Here is a 14,122-nt window from a genome sequence, read left to right as displayed (position 1 = left end):
CCTTCCCTCGGCTAGGGCAGCGGCGCATTGTCGATGGCCGGGTCTTCCAGGCTGAGGGTCACCCGCAGCACGGCGTCGAAACCGGCCCCCGAGAGCGGCATGAAGAAGCCGCGGCCGTAGGTGACTCCGGGCATCCAGATCTGCTGCAGATCCACCACTATCTTGATGGGCCGAAGCGGCTCTCCCGGTCGCTGGATATAGACGCCTGGCGGCGTCGCCACCGGCGGGAAGCGGCGCAGTATGTGCTCGCTGCCATCCCCTGCATCCGGGTTGAGCCGCACCTTGACCAGGCCGGCCAGGGTGGATTGCATCTCGGGGGCGCGCCACAGCAGGGCATCTAGCGTCTTGCAGCGTCGACACTTGGCGTGCTCTATCACATAGAGCAGGGGGTAACCCTCGCTCAGCGCCCGTTGCTGCGCCTGCTCATAACCCTCGGCCCCGCTGAGCCAGGGATTGTCCTCCCCGGCCGGAGGCCCCAGGACGAACCAGAGCGCACCGGCGCCCGCCAGTACCAGCAAGATCCCCGTGATCAGGCTCTTGATCCCGACACTCATGGCACACCTCCCTGAACGAATCCAGTCTGTCAGCCCCCATCATGCCTGAGCCAAACCGACTTGACGACTTTGTGATCCCAAGCAAACAGCGCACACTTGTAAGCCGGAATGGTAGAGTTTAAACTCCAGTCCGATTTTTAGTGCCCTCACGGGCGTACAACTGTTACTTGAGGATGATTGACCATGTCGCAGCTTCATCTGGTTCGACTGATGCGTGAGCGCATTGCCCGTCTTGGCAACAAGGCCGCCTTGCGCGTCCAGCAGGATGGCCAATGGCGTGCCATCGGCTGGCGCACCCTGGGACAGGCGATGGACTATTGCGCCCAGGCCCTGATCCGGGCCGGCCACCAGCCCACCGAGATGGTCGGCATCTATGCTCGCAACATGCCGGAGTGGACCCAGGCCGACCTCGGCATCCTCGCCGCCCGCGGGGTCAGCGTGCCCATCTACCCCACCAGCACCCTGGACCAGCTGCGCTACATAGTGCGCGATGCCGGCATCAAGCTGCTGTTCGTGGGCGAGCAGCAACAGTTCGATCAGGCCCTCGTCTTGTTGAATGAGGGCGAGATCAGCCAGCTCGTCGCCCTCGATGGCGGCGTCGATCTGCGCGGCTGCGCGCAGGCCAGTCACTTCCAGACCTTCCTGGTCTCCGGCAACCATCAGCCAAGCGAGCTGGTGCTGCGCGAGCGCGAATGCCGCTACCGGATGGATGATCTGCTGACCCTGATCTACACCTCGGGTACCACCGGCGAGCCCAAGGGCGTCATGCTCGACTTCGCCAACATCGCCGCCTGCTTCGAGATGCATGACAGCCGCCTGGATCTGAACGAGCAGGACGTGTCGCTCTGCATGTTGCCGCTGAGCCACGTGTTCGAGCGCGCCTGGAGCTACTACGTGCTCTACTGCGGCGCCGAGAATGTCTACATCCGCGATCCCCAGAAGGTGATGGAGGTCATCGACGAGGTGAAGCCGACCGTGATGTGCGCCGTGCCGCGCCTCTACGAGAAGGCCTACGCCATGATCCAGGCCAAGGTCGCCCAGGCACCGCGCCTGCGCCGCGCCCTGTTCGGCTGGGCCACCGGGGTCGGCAAGCAGATGGTGGCGACCCGCCAGGCCGGCAAGTCCGCCTCACCCCTGCTCTACGCCCAGCTCGCCCTGGCCGAACGGCTGGTGTTTCGCAAGCTGCGCGCCCGCTTCGGCGGCCGCACCCGCTTCCTGCCGGTGGCCGGTGCCCGCCTCGCCGACGACGTGAACCTGTTCTTCCAGGCCATGGGGCTCAACCTCAAGTACGGCTACGGCATGACCGAGACCACGGCCACCGTCTGCTGCTATGAGGATCAACAGTTCAGGCTGGGCTCCATCGGCACGCCCCTCGGCGGCATCGAGGTAAAGCTGGGGGAAAACAATGAGCTGCTGGTGCGCTCCCCCACCGTGATGCGCGGCTACTACAACAAGCCAGAGGCTACCGCCGAGGTGATGACCGAGGATGGCTTCCTGCGCACCGGCGATGCGGGCGAGCTGGACGCCGAGGGCAACATCTACTTCACCGAGCGCCTGAAGGAGCTGATGAAGACCTCCAACGGCAAGTACGTGGCACCGCAGCTGGTGGAAGGCACCCTCGGCAAGGATCGCTTCATCGAGCAGATCGCCATCGTCGCCGACGCCCGCCACTTCGTGTCGGCGCTGATCGTGCCCTGCTTCGAGTCGCTGGAGGAGTACGCCCGCTCCATCAACCTGCAGTACCAGTGCAAGACCGAGCTGCTGCGTCACTCCCGGGTGGTGGAGTTCTTCGAGTCACGCATTCATGAGCTGCAGCAGGAGCTGGCCAAGTTCGAGCAGGTGAAGAAGTTCACCCTGCTGCCGAGCGCCTTCTCCATGGAGCTGGGGGAGATCACCCCGACCATGAAGCTGCGCCGCAAGATCATCGAGGCCAAGTACCAGAACGAGATCGAGGCCATGTATAGCCATGTCTGAGCACAGCCACGCCTGATCCGGCCTGGCTACACACCAATAAAAAGAGAGGCGCCGCGGCGCCTCTCTTGTTTGCTCTTTTTTGGGTAGCCCCTTCAGCCGAGCGCCCACGCCACGGCGGCGTCGGCGTGAATGGCGGTGGTGTCGTAGAGCGGCACGGCGGCCTGCGCCTCCCCCATCAGCAGGGCTATCTCGGTGCAGCCCAGGATCACCGCCTGGGCTCCCGCCTCGGCCAGCGCCGCTATGATGGCCAGGTATTCGGCCCGCGATGACGCCAGGATCTGCCCCAGACAGAGCTCGTCATAGATGATACGGTGCACCCGCTCCCGCTCGGCCGCCGGCGGCACCAGCACCTCCAGCCCGAACTGATCTTCCAGCCTCCCCTTGTAGAAATCCTGCTCCATGGTGAAGCGGGTGCCGAGCAGCCCGACCCGCTGCACGCCATCGGCCAGCAAGCGCTGGGCGGTGGCGTCGGCGATATGCAGCAGCGGAATGTCGATGGCGGCGGCTATCTCGGGCGCCACCTTGTGCATGGTGTTGGTGCCGATCAGCAGGAAATCGGCGCCCCCCGCCTGCAGCGCATGGGCCTCGGCCGCCAGCAGCCGCGCGGTGGCGGGCCAGTCACCGGCGTGCTGCAGCCGCTCTATCTCGGCGAAGTCGACGCTGTTGAGCAGCACCCTGGCCGAGTGCAGACCACCGAGTCGCGCCCGCACGCCCCGATTGAGCGCCTGGTAATAGCTGACGCTGGACTCCCAGCTCATGCCACCCAGCAGACCGATACATTTCATAACCGCTCCTTTTCACATCGGGTGACGGCCACCCACAGACAAAAAAGGCCCCGAAGGGCCAACAAGACAGAGGGTAAGGCCAAAGGCCTAAATCCAGATCATCAGCACGCAGGCCGCCGTGGCGAGCCCCATGGTTCGGTTGAAACGACGCCAGCCCCTGGCGGTGCGGATGAGTCGGCGCACCTGGGCACCGAACAGCACCCAGAAGGCACCGGTGTAGAGGCCGGTGACGAAGAAGATGCCGAGCACCCAGCCGGCGGACGGCCAGTAGGACTCCCCCGCCAGGGTGAAGCCGCTGATGGCGGAGAGCGCCATCATCCAGGCCTTGGGGTTGAGCAGTTGCAGCATGGCCCCCTGATGGGCCGGAATGAGAGGCCGGCTGCCCTCGGTCGGGCCGCTGGCGGTCGCCACCTTCCAGGCCAGCCAGAACAGGTAGGCCGAGCCGATGAGCTTGAGGCCCTCGTGCAGCAGCGGCAGCTTCTCGAACATCACCCCGAGTCCCAGCGCCGTGGCCAGGATCATCAGGTTGATGCCGCCGACCACCCCCACCAGCAGCGGTACCGAGCGGCGAAACCCCTGGGCGGCCCCGGCGCTGGTGAGCAGCATGTTGTTGGGGCCCGGCGTGCCACAGGTGATCAGGGCAAATCCCGCCAGGGGCAGCAACCAGTTCAGATCCATCTCAACCTCATCGATATAGAGCAAGCCTCCTAATATGCAGAGTCAGCGTCCTGACGACAAGCTCACCAATGCATTTTTTTGCATGAATAATCAGACAGCCATTAATACCAGAGCATCACCACGCAGAGGGCGGTCAGCACTCCCAGGCTGCCGTTGAGTCGACGCCAGCCGCGATCCGAGCTGATCCAGTTGCCGAGCTGATGACCGAACAGGACCCAGACAAAGCAGATAGGGAAGCCGACCAGGGGGAAGATCAGCATGATGCCCCACAGGCTCGGCCAGTAGGCACTGCCCGCCAGGCTGAACAGGCTGATGGCGGAGATGCCCATCATCCAGGCCTTGGGATTGAGGAACTGGAAGCCCAGCCCCTCCAGCAGGGTCAGCGGACGTGCCCGTCTAGCCGGATCGCCGGGGGCACCGGCCACCGCGATGCGCCAGGCCAGCCACAGCAGATAGAGGCTGCCGAAGATCTGCAGCCCCAGCCGCAGCAGGGGCCAGCGCTCGAACAGGGGATAGAGCCCCAGCGCCAGCACCAGCTGCAGCACGGGTTGACCGACGGCCACCCCGATCAGGTGTGGCAGGGTGCGGCGCACCCCGAAGTTGGCGCCGGAGGCGGTCAACATCAGATTGTTCGGGCCCGGGGTGCCGCAGGTGAGCAGGGCGAAGCCCACCAGGGTGACATACCATTCGAGGGTCATAGGGTCATCTCCATATGGCAGCACATTGTATCGGTACAATATGCAGTTCCAGATTGTTTAGGGGCTGACATTCACGCTATATTGAGACAATTCTGCGATCAATGGATTTATTGTCACCATGACAATCTGGACTCCCGACCTCAGCCCCTTCGAGGGGCCCCTCTACCTGAAACTGGTCAAGGCCATCGAGCAGGCCATCGCCGATGGCACCCTGCCCCCCCAGACCCGGCTGCCGACCCACAGGGCGCTGGCGGACCGGCTGGGGGTGACGGTCGGTACCATCACCCGCGCCTATTCGGAGGCCGAGCGGCGCGGCCTGCTGGCCGCCAGGGTGGGCCACGGCACCTGGGTCAAGGAGGCGGGCACCGATCCGGCCAACGAATGGGTGATCCGCAACGAGGACAACCACCGCATCGAGCTGTGGCAGAACCTGCCGGTCCAGCTGGATCGAGCCGCCATCATCAGGCCCATGCTGACCGAGCTCGCGGACGGCGATCTCAACGGCCTGCTCGGCTATGACAAGGAGGCGGGACGGCTCCCGCAGCGGCAGCTGTTTGTCGACTGGCTGGCCGAGCAGGGGATCAACGGCAACGAGGAGCGGCTGCTGTTCAGCCACGGTGCCCAGCACGGCATCATGCTGGCGTTGCTGGCCACCGGTTGCGTGGGGGAGACCATTTTGTGCGAGGGGCTCAGCTACCCCGGCATGCTGGGCAATGCGCGCCAGCTGAAGAACCAGGTGGTGGGCCTGCCCATGGACGAGGAGGGGCTGATCCCCGCAGCCCTGGATGCCGCCTGCCGCCAGCGGCGGGCCAAGTTGCTCTATCTGACCCCCACCCTGCAGAACCCCACCACCGCCATCATGAGCCGGGCGCGGCGCGAGGCCATAGTCGCCATCGCCCGCCGGCACGATCTGCTGATCATCGAGGACGACGTCAACGGCCTGCTGCCCGAGGTCCCGCTCCCGCCCCTGGTCAACCTGGCGCCGGAGCGGGTCATCTACCTCGGCAGCCTGGCCAAGATCGCCTGTGGCGGGCTGCGGGTCGGCTTCGTGCTGACCCCGCCGGCCCTGCGCAACGGCTTCGCCCAGGCGATGCGGCTGTCGAGCTGGATGGTGAGCCCGCTGCTGATCGAGCTGGCCTGCAAGCTGGTGAGTCAGCGCCAGATCATGCCGCTCATCGAGCAGCAGAGACGCATCCTGGCGCGCCGTGGCGAGCTGCTGCGTCACCTGCTGCCTGGCGCCCGCTGGCAGGCGGGCTCCATGCACGCCTGGCTGCCGCTGCCCGAGCCCTGGCGCAGCCAGGAGTTCGCCGAGGCGGCCAACGCCCTTGACGTCGGGGTGGCCAGCGGGGAACACTTTGCTGCCGGCCAGTTTGCCGCCCCCCAGGGGGTACGCCTCAGCCTCAGCCAGCCCGCCACCGACGCCCGGGTCGCCGAGGGGCTGGAGCGGCTCGCCGGCCTGCTGCGCGCCGCGCCGCCGACCAATCCCTTGCTATAAAGGAGTCTTCATGTTCCCACCCCGTACCACCCTGTTGTTGCTGACCCTGCTGCTGGGGGGCTGCGCCTCGCCCACTCACCAGCAGCTGGGCCAGACCCTGAGCGGGCTGGAGGGTGAGCTGGAGCGGCTGGAGGAGGAGCTGGCCGCCATGAACGGGCTCCATTACCAGCAAGCCATCGATGCCCCCGCCGCCCTGCGCCGCTATCTGAGCGCCCCCGCCCCGACCGCGGAAGGGCTGGTGCCAGAGCAGATCCAGCTGCTGGACGGCCCCCTGCTGCGCTATCGTTATCGTCTGCCGACCGGCATGGCCCGGCTGCCCCTGGATAATCCCTGCCTGCGCTACGAGTTCGAGCTGCGCCACCTCGGTCGCCTCGGTCAACTCGATCTGGTCTGGCAGGCGGATGACCACCAAGGCCGCCGTCGCCTCTATCAGGCCGACTGCCGCTTCTCGGCCATGGGGCCCGGCCTGCAATAGCCGTACCGCAGGTAGATGTGACAAGGGGTTGGCCAGTGGCCAACCCCTTGTGTTTAGTGCATCGCCTTATCCAGGGTGCCTTAGAACAACCCCCGCATCAGGATCCCGGCGATCGGCAATGACATCACCAGTCACCCGCGCCTTCTGGCTATCCGCAACCCGATCGGCTCGGGGTCAGAACAGACCCCGCACCAGGATCCCGCCGATCAGCAGCGGTGCCACCAGCCGCCAGCACCAGAGCAGGCAGAACCGCAGCACGGGCGACAGGCCGGCGGGCAAGATGCTGTCCCCCAGCCGCCAGCCCAGCAGCAGGGTCAGCACCAGGCCGAACAGCGGCATCATCAGGTTGGAGGTGAGGTAGTCGAGCAGATCGAAAATCGTCTTGCCAAACAGGGTCAGCTCGCTCCAGGGACCAAACGACAGGCTGACCGGAATGCCGGAGGCCATGATCAGCAGGGTCAGCACCCGGCAGGCGCCACGACGGGACCAGCCCCACTCCTCGGTGGTGAAGCGCACCAGGTGCTCCAGCATGGAGATGGAGGAGGAGAGCGCCGCCACCAGCAGCAACAGGAAGAACACCACCCCCAGCCCCTGGCCGAACGGCAGGTGGCTGAACACCGCGGGCATGGTCATAAAGGTGAGCCCTGGCCCGGCAGTCGGGTCAATGCCCGTGGAAGCCAGCGCCGGGAAGATCATCAGCCCCGCCAGCACCGAGATGAGGCTCGCCAGCGTCACCACCCAGACCCCGGAGCGCAGCACACCTTCGCTATTGGGCAGGTAGGCGCCATAGGTGGTGTGCACCCCCAGGCCAATGGAGAGGGAGAAGAAGGCCAACCCCAGCGCATCCAGCACGCTCTGACCGGTCAGCATGGAGAAGTCCGGCAGCAGCAGCTGGCGCACTCCGGCCATGGAGCCGGGCATGGAGAGCCCCACCGCCACCAGCAGCAACATCATGATGAACAGGGCCGGCATCATCCAGCGCAGCGCCCGCTCCACCCCCTTCTGGATGCCCCCCTGCACAAACCACCAGGTGAGCCCGGCGAACACCAGATGGGTCAGCACCGGCCACCAGGGATCACTGACATAGCCGTTGAACAGGGCGGTCAGCGCCGAACCCTCGCCGAGGTTGAGCTTGCCCATCACCGCCAGCGCCGCATAGCCCACGGTCCAGCCGCCGACCACGCTGTAGAAGCTGTAGATGAAGAAGCCGCACAGTATCCCCATGTAGCCCATCCAGCGCCAGTTCGGCCCCACCAGCCGGTTGAAGGCGCCGAGCACCCCGCGCTGGCTACGGCTGCCGAGCAGGGTCTCCCCCACCAGCACCGCCACCCCCAGGGTGAAGCTGAACAGCAGGAACACCAGCAGGAAGGCGCCACCGCCGTTGGTGGCGGTCACATAGGGAAACTTCCAGATGGCGCCGAGGCCGATCGCCGTGCCGGCCGCCGCCAGCACATGACCGAGACGGGAAGACCACTGAACCTGGCTCATACAACCTCCGGGGAAGACAACATCGAATCGATACTCCATGGGTGAGTGCAACCTGGGTCGCAACAAAAAAGGCCGCCTGGCGGCGACCTTTGCAATGAACATTCAGACAGACTGCGCGTGCAAGGTCACCTCTCTTGCGAGCTAAAAAATCGGCCAGATCGGGCGATGAGGGGTGACATAGGGCGGGTGACTCGAGCGCAAAAAGGGAGCCACAGCCTAAACCACGGCAAGAGAAGTTGACAGCCAATCCTCCCTGCCTCTCCATAAAACAGAATATTGATCAAAAATATCTGCATTTTATAAATTTAAATTTCAATATCAGCCGTTTTATGGATTTTTCGATGCAGTCAATACCGTCACCTGGGATGGCCTGCCCCCTGGCGGCGACCCTGGCCACCAGAGGGCAAACGGGCCTATAGACCCGCCTGCCCCAAGCCGGGTTACAGCAGCCCCCGCACCAGGATGCCGCCGATCAGCAGCGGCGCCAGCCAGCGCCAGCAGCCCATCACCAGGCCACGCCAGTGCGGCGCCAACCCCTGGGGCAGGGCCTTGCGACCCAGCCGCCAGCCCAGCAACAGGGTGAGGGCCAGCCCGAACAGCGGCATCAGCAGGTTGGAGGTGACAAAATCCAGCAGCTCGAAGATGTTCTTGCCAAACAGGGTCACCTCGGCCCAGGGGCCGAACGACAGGCTGACCGGGATGCCGCCTGCCATCACCAGCGCGGTGATCAGGCTGCAGGCCGCCCGCCGCGACCAGCCAAGGCTCTCGCAAACGAAGCACTGCAGGTGCTCCAGCAGCGAGATGGCCGAGGAGAGCGCCGCCACCACCAGCAGGGCGAAGAACACCACCGCCAGCCCCTGGCCGAACGGCAACTGCTGGAACACCGCCGGCATGGTCATAAAGGTGAGGCCGGGGCCGGCGGCGGGATCTATGCCGGTCGCCGCCAGCACCGGGAAGATCATCAGTCCCGCCAGCACGGCGATCAGGCTGGCCAGCAGCACCACCCAGAGGCTGGAGCGGCCCACGCCGTCGCTGCTCGGCAGATAGGCGCCATAGGTGGTGTGGATGCCAAGCCCGATGGAGAGGGAGAAGAAGGCCAGCCCCATGGCATCGAGCACCCCGGACATGCCGAGCTTGCTGAAGTCCGGCATCAGGAAGTGGCGCACCCCGGCCATGGCATTGGGCAGGGTGAGGCCGAACACCACCAGCAGCAGCATCATGATGAACAGGGCCGGCATCATCCAGCGCAGGGTGCGCTCCACCCCCTGCTGTACCCCGCCCCGCACGAACCACCAGGTGAGGGCGGCAAACAGCAGATGGGTCAGCACAGGCCAGAGCGGATCGCCGACGTAGTCGTTGAAACGGGCGGTCAGCGCCGCGCCATCTCCGTGCTGCAGGCTACCCGCCAGCGCCATGCCGGTGTAACCAAGTGTCCAGCCGCCCACCACGCTGTAGAAGCTGAAGATGAGCAGGCTGCACAGCAGGCCCATGGCACCGACCCAGCGCCAGCGTTTGCCCAGCAGCGCCTCGAAGGCCCCCACCACCCCGCGCCGACTCAGGCTGCCGAGCAGGGTCTCCCCCATCAGCACCGCCACCCCCAGGGTGAAGCTGAACAGCAGGAACACCAGCAGGAAGGCGCCGCCACCGTTGGCGGCGGTCACATAGGGGAACTTCCAGATGGCGCCGAGACCGACCGCCGAGCCTGCGGCGGCCAGGATATAACCGAGCCGGGATGACCATTGGGACTGCTTCATAAGAACTCCAATCGATGGGCCCGCCACAGGGGCCCGGAATGGCGCTCAGAGTACGGTCGGGACCGCGCAATCACAACGACGCTTATCTGGCTTAAAAACGATTTATTGGCATCAATAACCAATAAAATTCGGTTATACGCGCAATCCTGCCAACCAATAAAAACCGGAGCGTTTTTGCTCCGGTTTTTATGCTGGTCGCTACTGCGCGGGCGACTAGATGACTCCCAGCTCCCGCAGCCGCTCCATCAGGTAGCTGTGGGCGGTGTGACGCTCGGAGAGCACCACGTCCGGGCGCGGATGGAGGAACAGCGGCAATGAGATGCGGGACTTGCTGGCACTGCCGCCGGTCGGGTTGATGACGCGGTGGGTGGTGGAGGGATAGTAGCCGTGGGAGGCCTCCTGCAGCATGTCACCTATGTTGATGATCAGGGTGCCAAAGTCGCAGGGCACGTCCATCCACTCGCCATCCGAGCCCTTCACCTGCAGGCCCGGCTCGTTGGCGGCGGGCAGTATGGTCAGCAGGTTGATGTCCTCGTGGGCGGCGGCACGGATGGCGCCCGGCGCCTCGGTGCCGTCGAACGGCGGATAGTGCAGCACCCGCAGCAGGGTCTTCTGGCTCTCTTCGATCATGGAGGAGAGCGGGCAGCTGTAGTGGGCGGCGATATCGCTCGGGGTGTATTGCTCCACCCAGGAGAGCAGCTCGGCGGCCAGATCGTTGGCGAGGCGGTAGTACTCCATCGCCTGGGCCCTGAGCTCTTCCGGCATCTGACCCCAGGGGTAGAGGTGGAAGTACTCCTTGAGATCCTTCTGGGTGTTGCCCTTGGCCACCTCGGACACCGACGGCGGGAAGTAGCCATCCTGGGTCTCGCGGTTGAACAGGAAATCCTGCTTCTGCTCGCTCATGAAGAAGCGATACCAGTTGTCATAGATGGACTGCACCAGCTCCCTGGGGATGGGGTGGTGGGTCAAGACCCCGAAGCCGGTGGTGCGCAGGGATTCGGTGAAGCGTTGGGCCGCATCGGGCGAGCGATAATCGACGGTCAGGACTTTCATTGTTTTTGTTACGTGCCAGTTAAAAGTAGGCGCAGTTTACCCTGCCTCCCCCGGCAAGAAAAGGTTGCCGGCGCCACGGCTGCAACAGATTGAAAATACTGATAAAAACATCATGATGGCGAGACTGGCACGGCGCGCTGCCAGCCCTTGTCCTGCCCCCGCTTCCTCTCTAGAATGCCGGTATCATCCCGTCCGGAGCCCATCTCATGTCCCCCAAGATCCTGTTGCTGACCCTGCCTCTCCTGCTCGCCGGCTGCAGTTCGCTGTCGGAGGAGGAGTGCCGCGCCATGAGCTGGTACAACCTGGGCTATCAGGATGGCGAGCAGGGCAAGACCCGGGCGGCCACCCGCGACTACGCGAAAAGCTGCGGCGAATATGGTCTCAAGGTGGACGAGGCCGAGTGGAAGCGAGGCTACGCCAAGGGGCTGGAGCTCTACTGCATCCCCGAGCTGGCCTACAGCAAGGGGCGGGAGGGGAACGAATACCTGGGGGTCTGCCCCAATGACACGACTTTTCTCACCCGGTTCGAGCGCGGCCGCAAGGAGTTCCTGCTGGAGCAGCGGCTCGGCGAGCTCCAGCGCGATCTGGAGCAGACCGAACGGACCATCAACCAGCTGGATCAGCAGATCCGCAATGAGAGTGACAGCAAGCAGCGGGACTACTACCGCGCCCAGCGAGATCGCGCCATCCGCCATTACGAGGGGGTGCGCCGCGACTACAACCGGATCCGCTTCCCGGATCGGGTGATCCAGTTCTCCTTCGGGAGCTGAGCCTCGGGGGAGGCGTCCCCTCCCCCCAACCCACGCAGTCTTAGGACGGCAGCACCCAGCGCTGCAGCGCCAGCGCTATGCCATCCTCGTTGTGATCCGCGGTTACCCGGTCCGCATGGGCCTGGATCTGGGGGGCGGCATTGCCCATGGCCACCGCCAGCCCGACCTGCTCGAACATGCTGATGTCGTTGTTGTTGTCGCCAAAGGCCACCACGTTCTCCATCGCTATCCCCTCGCTCGCGGCCCACTGGGCCAGCCGGTTGCCTTTGCTGCAACCGGGCTGCACCAGCTCGACCGCGTAGGGGGCCGCCCAATCCTGGGTAAAGGGCAGTCCCTGCACCACCTCGCTCACGAAGCGGTGCAGGCGGCTCGGATCCTGACTGAACAGCTCCAGCTTCCAGATGGGCCTTTGCAGCCAGGCGGCCAGATCCTGGGCCGGCAGCAGGGAGATCTTGAGGTGCGCCGGCAGGCCATCCGACCGGCGCTGTATCCGGGCAACATACTCGTCACAGCCGATGTAACCTATGCCATCGTCGAGGTGGAACTGCGCCTCCATCTGCTGCGCCTCGACCTCGGCCAGCAGCGCCGTGAGCGGGGCCACCGCCAGCGGATCGCCGGCCAGGATCCTGTCTTGCGCCGGATCGTAGAGGTAGGCACCGTTGCTGCAGATGATGGGGGTATCGAGCGCCAGCTCATGGTGAACGGGGCGCGCCGTCATGAAGTGGCGACCCGTCACCAGCAGCACCTTGATGCCGTGGGCTCGCGCCTGGGCCAGGGCGGCCCGGGTCGCGGACGAGATCTTGTGATCCCGGGTCAGCAGGGTGCCATCCATATCCAGTGCGATGGCCTGGTAATGACTCATATCTCCTCCAACGTGCGCTGGCACAAAGCAGCGCCATTTCGTTCTATGTCCTGATACCGGCTCGGCTCAGCGCGAGGCAGGGCGGAGCAAAGAGTCATACCGTCCCAGAGTCGGCGCCACGATGCAAGTCCGGCCCGCCATCCCGTCGCCAATCTGTGATCCAGCCGCCGCCCGGGCTCAACCCGGCTCGGCACAGGCGGCCACCCGTTCACGCCGATCCGCCGCTCGGCGCAGCCCATAGAAGCCGAGGGCACAGAGCAGCCCGAAGAGCGTTGCCAGATAGAAGGGCCACTCGGTGCCTGCCAGCAGCACCAGGCTGCCCACCAGCACCGCCAGGATCTCGCTGCCCACCGCCAGCCCGCGGTAGAGCCCCATCGCCTGCCCCTGCTGCTGGGGATGGCTGCGGTTGGAGACGGCAACCGAGGTGGCCAGCTCCCCCAGGCTCATGCCGATGCCGGCCGGGATGAAGGTGAGCGCCAGCCCCCACCACTGGCCCGGCAGCACGAACATCAGCATGCCCGCCGCCATCACCAGGTGGCCGACTATCCCCAGGCTGCTGCCACGCCAGTGGCGGGCGAGCAGCGCCCCCAGCCAGGAACCCAGCATCATGGGCACACTCACCAGCACCGCCCCCTGGGCCAGTTGCACCGGATCCCAGGCCAGCCGCTCCACCAACCAGACGTTGAAGTAGCTGAAATAGAGCTGCACAGCCCCGTAGCTGAGCAGGGTCAGCACGAAGTAGGGCAGCAGGCGAGGTTGCACCAGCAGCTGGCGGGTCGAGAGGGGCACCAGCTCCTGCGCTGGCGACAGCGGTGGCCGATTGGGGATCAGCCAGAGCACCAGCAGCAGGTTGACCAGGGTCATGGCCACCGCCAGCCAGGCCGCCAGGCTGTAATCCCCCGACATTACGGCGGCATAGCCCCCTATCATGGGGCCCACTACCCAGCCCAGGTTCATGCCGATGTTGATCCTGGCGAAGTTGCGCGCCTTGGTCCTAGTAGTGCTCATGTCGGCCGCCATCGCCTGCACTATGGCGATGTCGCCATTGAAGAAGCCCTCCAGCACCCGACTCAGCAGCAGCAACGGCAGGGAACGCCAGGCGATCCCCAGTGCCATCAGGGCATAACCGGCCAGCACGCCGACCAGGCAGATGAGCAGTATGGGCTTGCGGCCATAGCGATCGGACAGTCGCCCGAGCCAGGGAGCCCCCAGCAACTGGAACAGCGGATAGAGCCCCATGATGACCCCGAGCCATACCTTGCGACTCCAGTCCGACGCCTCCGCCGTCAGCATGCCCTGGGCCGGATCCAGCATCAGTGGCGCCAGTACCGGCGACGGCAGACTGAAGCCCGCCACCGCCAGGGTCACCGTCATCACCAGCACCCAGAGGGTGGCCTGCGCCTTGATTCCTTCCATGTTGATTCCATTAAATAAAGTTATTTGTTTATTTATACTGCGAAGGCGCCGCCATTAAGTAAAGCGAATTATTGATTTAAATGGTGCAGCTGCCCATAATGACCCCATAAACACCGGCAT

General features: G+C 64.9%; 13 protein-coding genes. 4 read left to right on the top strand and 9 right to left on the bottom strand.

Features of this window, described 5'->3' with window-relative positions; translation table 11 throughout:
• Positions 1-11: 11 nt before the first annotated feature.
• Entirely contained in the window at positions 12-554 is a 543-nt protein-coding gene (locus KW821_RS18245; protein WP_218292441.1) for a thioredoxin family protein, read from the bottom strand.
• A gap of 183 nt (positions 555-737) precedes the next feature.
• Between KW821_RS18245 and KW821_RS18240 the strand changes: the two genes are divergently transcribed.
• Complete coding sequence (locus KW821_RS18240) at positions 738-2,528, top strand: long-chain fatty acid--CoA ligase (protein ID WP_218292440.1); 1,791 nt, start codon at positions 738-740, stop codon at positions 2,526-2,528.
• A 92-nt stretch (positions 2,529-2,620) separates the two neighbouring features.
• Here the strand turns inward: KW821_RS18240 and KW821_RS18235 are convergent, their stop codons facing one another.
• The 3 genes from KW821_RS18235 to KW821_RS18225 form a co-directional block, all read right to left on the bottom strand.
• On the bottom strand, positions 2,621-3,313 hold the full coding sequence (locus KW821_RS18235; protein ID WP_218292439.1) for an aspartate/glutamate racemase family protein: 693 nt from the start codon (positions 3,311-3,313) through the stop codon (positions 2,621-2,623).
• Positions 3,314-3,400: 87 nt separating this feature from the next.
• Positions 3,401-3,991, bottom strand: coding sequence for a LysE family translocator (locus tag KW821_RS18230; protein WP_218292438.1), 591 nt, complete (start codon positions 3,989-3,991; stop codon positions 3,401-3,403).
• A 101-nt stretch (positions 3,992-4,092) separates the two neighbouring features.
• Positions 4,093-4,689 (bottom strand): LysE family translocator, encoded by a 597-nt coding sequence (locus tag KW821_RS18225; RefSeq protein ID WP_218292437.1) that lies wholly within the window; start codon positions 4,687-4,689, stop codon positions 4,093-4,095.
• Between the two features lie 118 nt (positions 4,690-4,807).
• Here KW821_RS18225 and KW821_RS18220 point away from each other — a divergent pair, with 118 nt between their 5' ends.
• Positions 4,808-6,184 (top strand): PLP-dependent aminotransferase family protein, encoded by a 1,377-nt coding sequence (locus KW821_RS18220; RefSeq protein ID WP_218292436.1) that lies wholly within the window; start codon positions 4,808-4,810, stop codon positions 6,182-6,184.
• Positions 6,185-6,194: 10 nt separating this feature from the next.
• Positions 6,195-6,659 carry a hypothetical protein gene (locus tag KW821_RS18215; RefSeq protein ID WP_218292435.1) on the top strand — a complete coding sequence of 155 codons (465 nt, stop codon included), beginning with the start codon at positions 6,195-6,197 and terminating at the stop codon, positions 6,657-6,659.
• 174 nt (positions 6,660-6,833) lie between these two features.
• Here the strand turns inward: KW821_RS18215 and KW821_RS18210 are convergent, their stop codons facing one another.
• The 3 genes from KW821_RS18210 to KW821_RS18200 all read right to left on the bottom strand — a co-directional run bounded on the left by KW821_RS18210 (position 6,834) and on the right by KW821_RS18200 (position 10,954).
• A complete protein-coding gene (locus KW821_RS18210) occupies positions 6,834-8,147 on the bottom strand; it encodes a sodium-dependent transporter (RefSeq protein WP_218292434.1) in 1,314 nt (437 codons plus the stop codon).
• Positions 8,148-8,587: 440 nt separating this feature from the next.
• On the bottom strand, positions 8,588-9,901 hold the full coding sequence (locus KW821_RS18205) for a sodium-dependent transporter (protein ID WP_218292433.1): 1,314 nt from the start codon (positions 9,899-9,901) through the stop codon (positions 8,588-8,590).
• Between the two features lie 213 nt (positions 9,902-10,114).
• Entirely contained in the window at positions 10,115-10,954 is an 840-nt protein-coding gene (locus KW821_RS18200; protein ID WP_218292432.1) for an isopenicillin N synthase family oxygenase, read from the bottom strand.
• 206 nt (positions 10,955-11,160) lie between these two features.
• Between KW821_RS18200 and KW821_RS18195 the strand changes: the two genes are divergently transcribed.
• The gene (locus tag KW821_RS18195) at positions 11,161-11,724 is read left to right on the top strand and encodes a DUF2799 domain-containing protein (protein WP_218292431.1); all 564 of its coding nucleotides are present in this window, start codon (positions 11,161-11,163) and stop codon (positions 11,722-11,724) included.
• A 40-nt stretch (positions 11,725-11,764) separates the two neighbouring features.
• Here KW821_RS18195 and KW821_RS18190 read toward each other — a convergent pair whose 3' ends face one another.
• Together KW821_RS18190 and KW821_RS18185 are read right to left on the bottom strand one after the other, a co-directional pair.
• Positions 11,765-12,586 (bottom strand): Cof-type HAD-IIB family hydrolase, encoded by an 822-nt coding sequence (locus KW821_RS18190; protein WP_218292430.1) that lies wholly within the window; start codon positions 12,584-12,586, stop codon positions 11,765-11,767.
• 177 nt (positions 12,587-12,763) lie between these two features.
• Positions 12,764-14,002, bottom strand: coding sequence for an MFS transporter (locus KW821_RS18185; RefSeq protein WP_218292429.1), 1,239 nt, complete (start codon positions 14,000-14,002; stop codon positions 12,764-12,766).
• Positions 14,003-14,122: the final 120 nt, after the last annotated feature.

Source organism: Aeromonas sp. sif2416, assembly GCF_019218665.1.
GTDB classification, from domain to species: Bacteria; Pseudomonadota; Gammaproteobacteria; order Enterobacterales; family Aeromonadaceae; genus Aeromonas; species Aeromonas encheleia.
The sequence above is the reverse complement of the archived record's forward strand: the minus strand, read 5'-3'. Positions and strand labels throughout refer to the sequence as shown.

Excerpts from the sequence above, each read along its gene's own strand:
- KW821_RS18245 (WP_218292441.1), bottom strand. The coding sequence starts at position 554 with ATGAGTGTCGGGATCAAGAGCCTGATCACGGGGATCTTGCTGGTACTG.
- KW821_RS18240 (WP_218292440.1), top strand. The coding sequence starts at position 738 with ATGTCGCAGCTTCATCTGGTTCGACTGATGCGTGAGCGCATTGCCCGT.
- KW821_RS18235 (WP_218292439.1), bottom strand. The coding sequence starts at position 3,313 with ATGAAATGTATCGGTCTGCTGGGTGGCATGAGCTGGGAGTCCAGCGTC.
- KW821_RS18230 (WP_218292438.1), bottom strand. The coding sequence starts at position 3,991 with ATGGATCTGAACTGGTTGCTGCCCCTGGCGGGATTTGCCCTGATCACC.
- KW821_RS18225 (WP_218292437.1), bottom strand. The coding sequence starts at position 4,689 with ATGACCCTCGAATGGTATGTCACCCTGGTGGGCTTCGCCCTGCTCACC.
- KW821_RS18220 (WP_218292436.1), top strand. The coding sequence starts at position 4,808 with ATGACAATCTGGACTCCCGACCTCAGCCCCTTCGAGGGGCCCCTCTAC.
- KW821_RS18215 (WP_218292435.1), top strand. The coding sequence starts at position 6,195 with ATGTTCCCACCCCGTACCACCCTGTTGTTGCTGACCCTGCTGCTGGGG.
- KW821_RS18210 (WP_218292434.1), bottom strand. The coding sequence starts at position 8,147 with ATGAGCCAGGTTCAGTGGTCTTCCCGTCTCGGTCATGTGCTGGCGGCG.
- KW821_RS18205 (WP_218292433.1), bottom strand. The coding sequence starts at position 9,901 with ATGAAGCAGTCCCAATGGTCATCCCGGCTCGGTTATATCCTGGCCGCC.
- KW821_RS18200 (WP_218292432.1), bottom strand. The coding sequence starts at position 10,954 with ATGAAAGTCCTGACCGTCGATTATCGCTCGCCCGATGCGGCCCAACGC.
- KW821_RS18195 (WP_218292431.1), top strand. The coding sequence starts at position 11,161 with ATGTCCCCCAAGATCCTGTTGCTGACCCTGCCTCTCCTGCTCGCCGGC.
- KW821_RS18190 (WP_218292430.1), bottom strand. The coding sequence starts at position 12,586 with ATGAGTCATTACCAGGCCATCGCACTGGATATGGATGGCACCCTGCTG.
- KW821_RS18185 (WP_218292429.1), bottom strand. The coding sequence starts at position 14,002 with ATGGAAGGAATCAAGGCGCAGGCCACCCTCTGGGTGCTGGTGATGACG.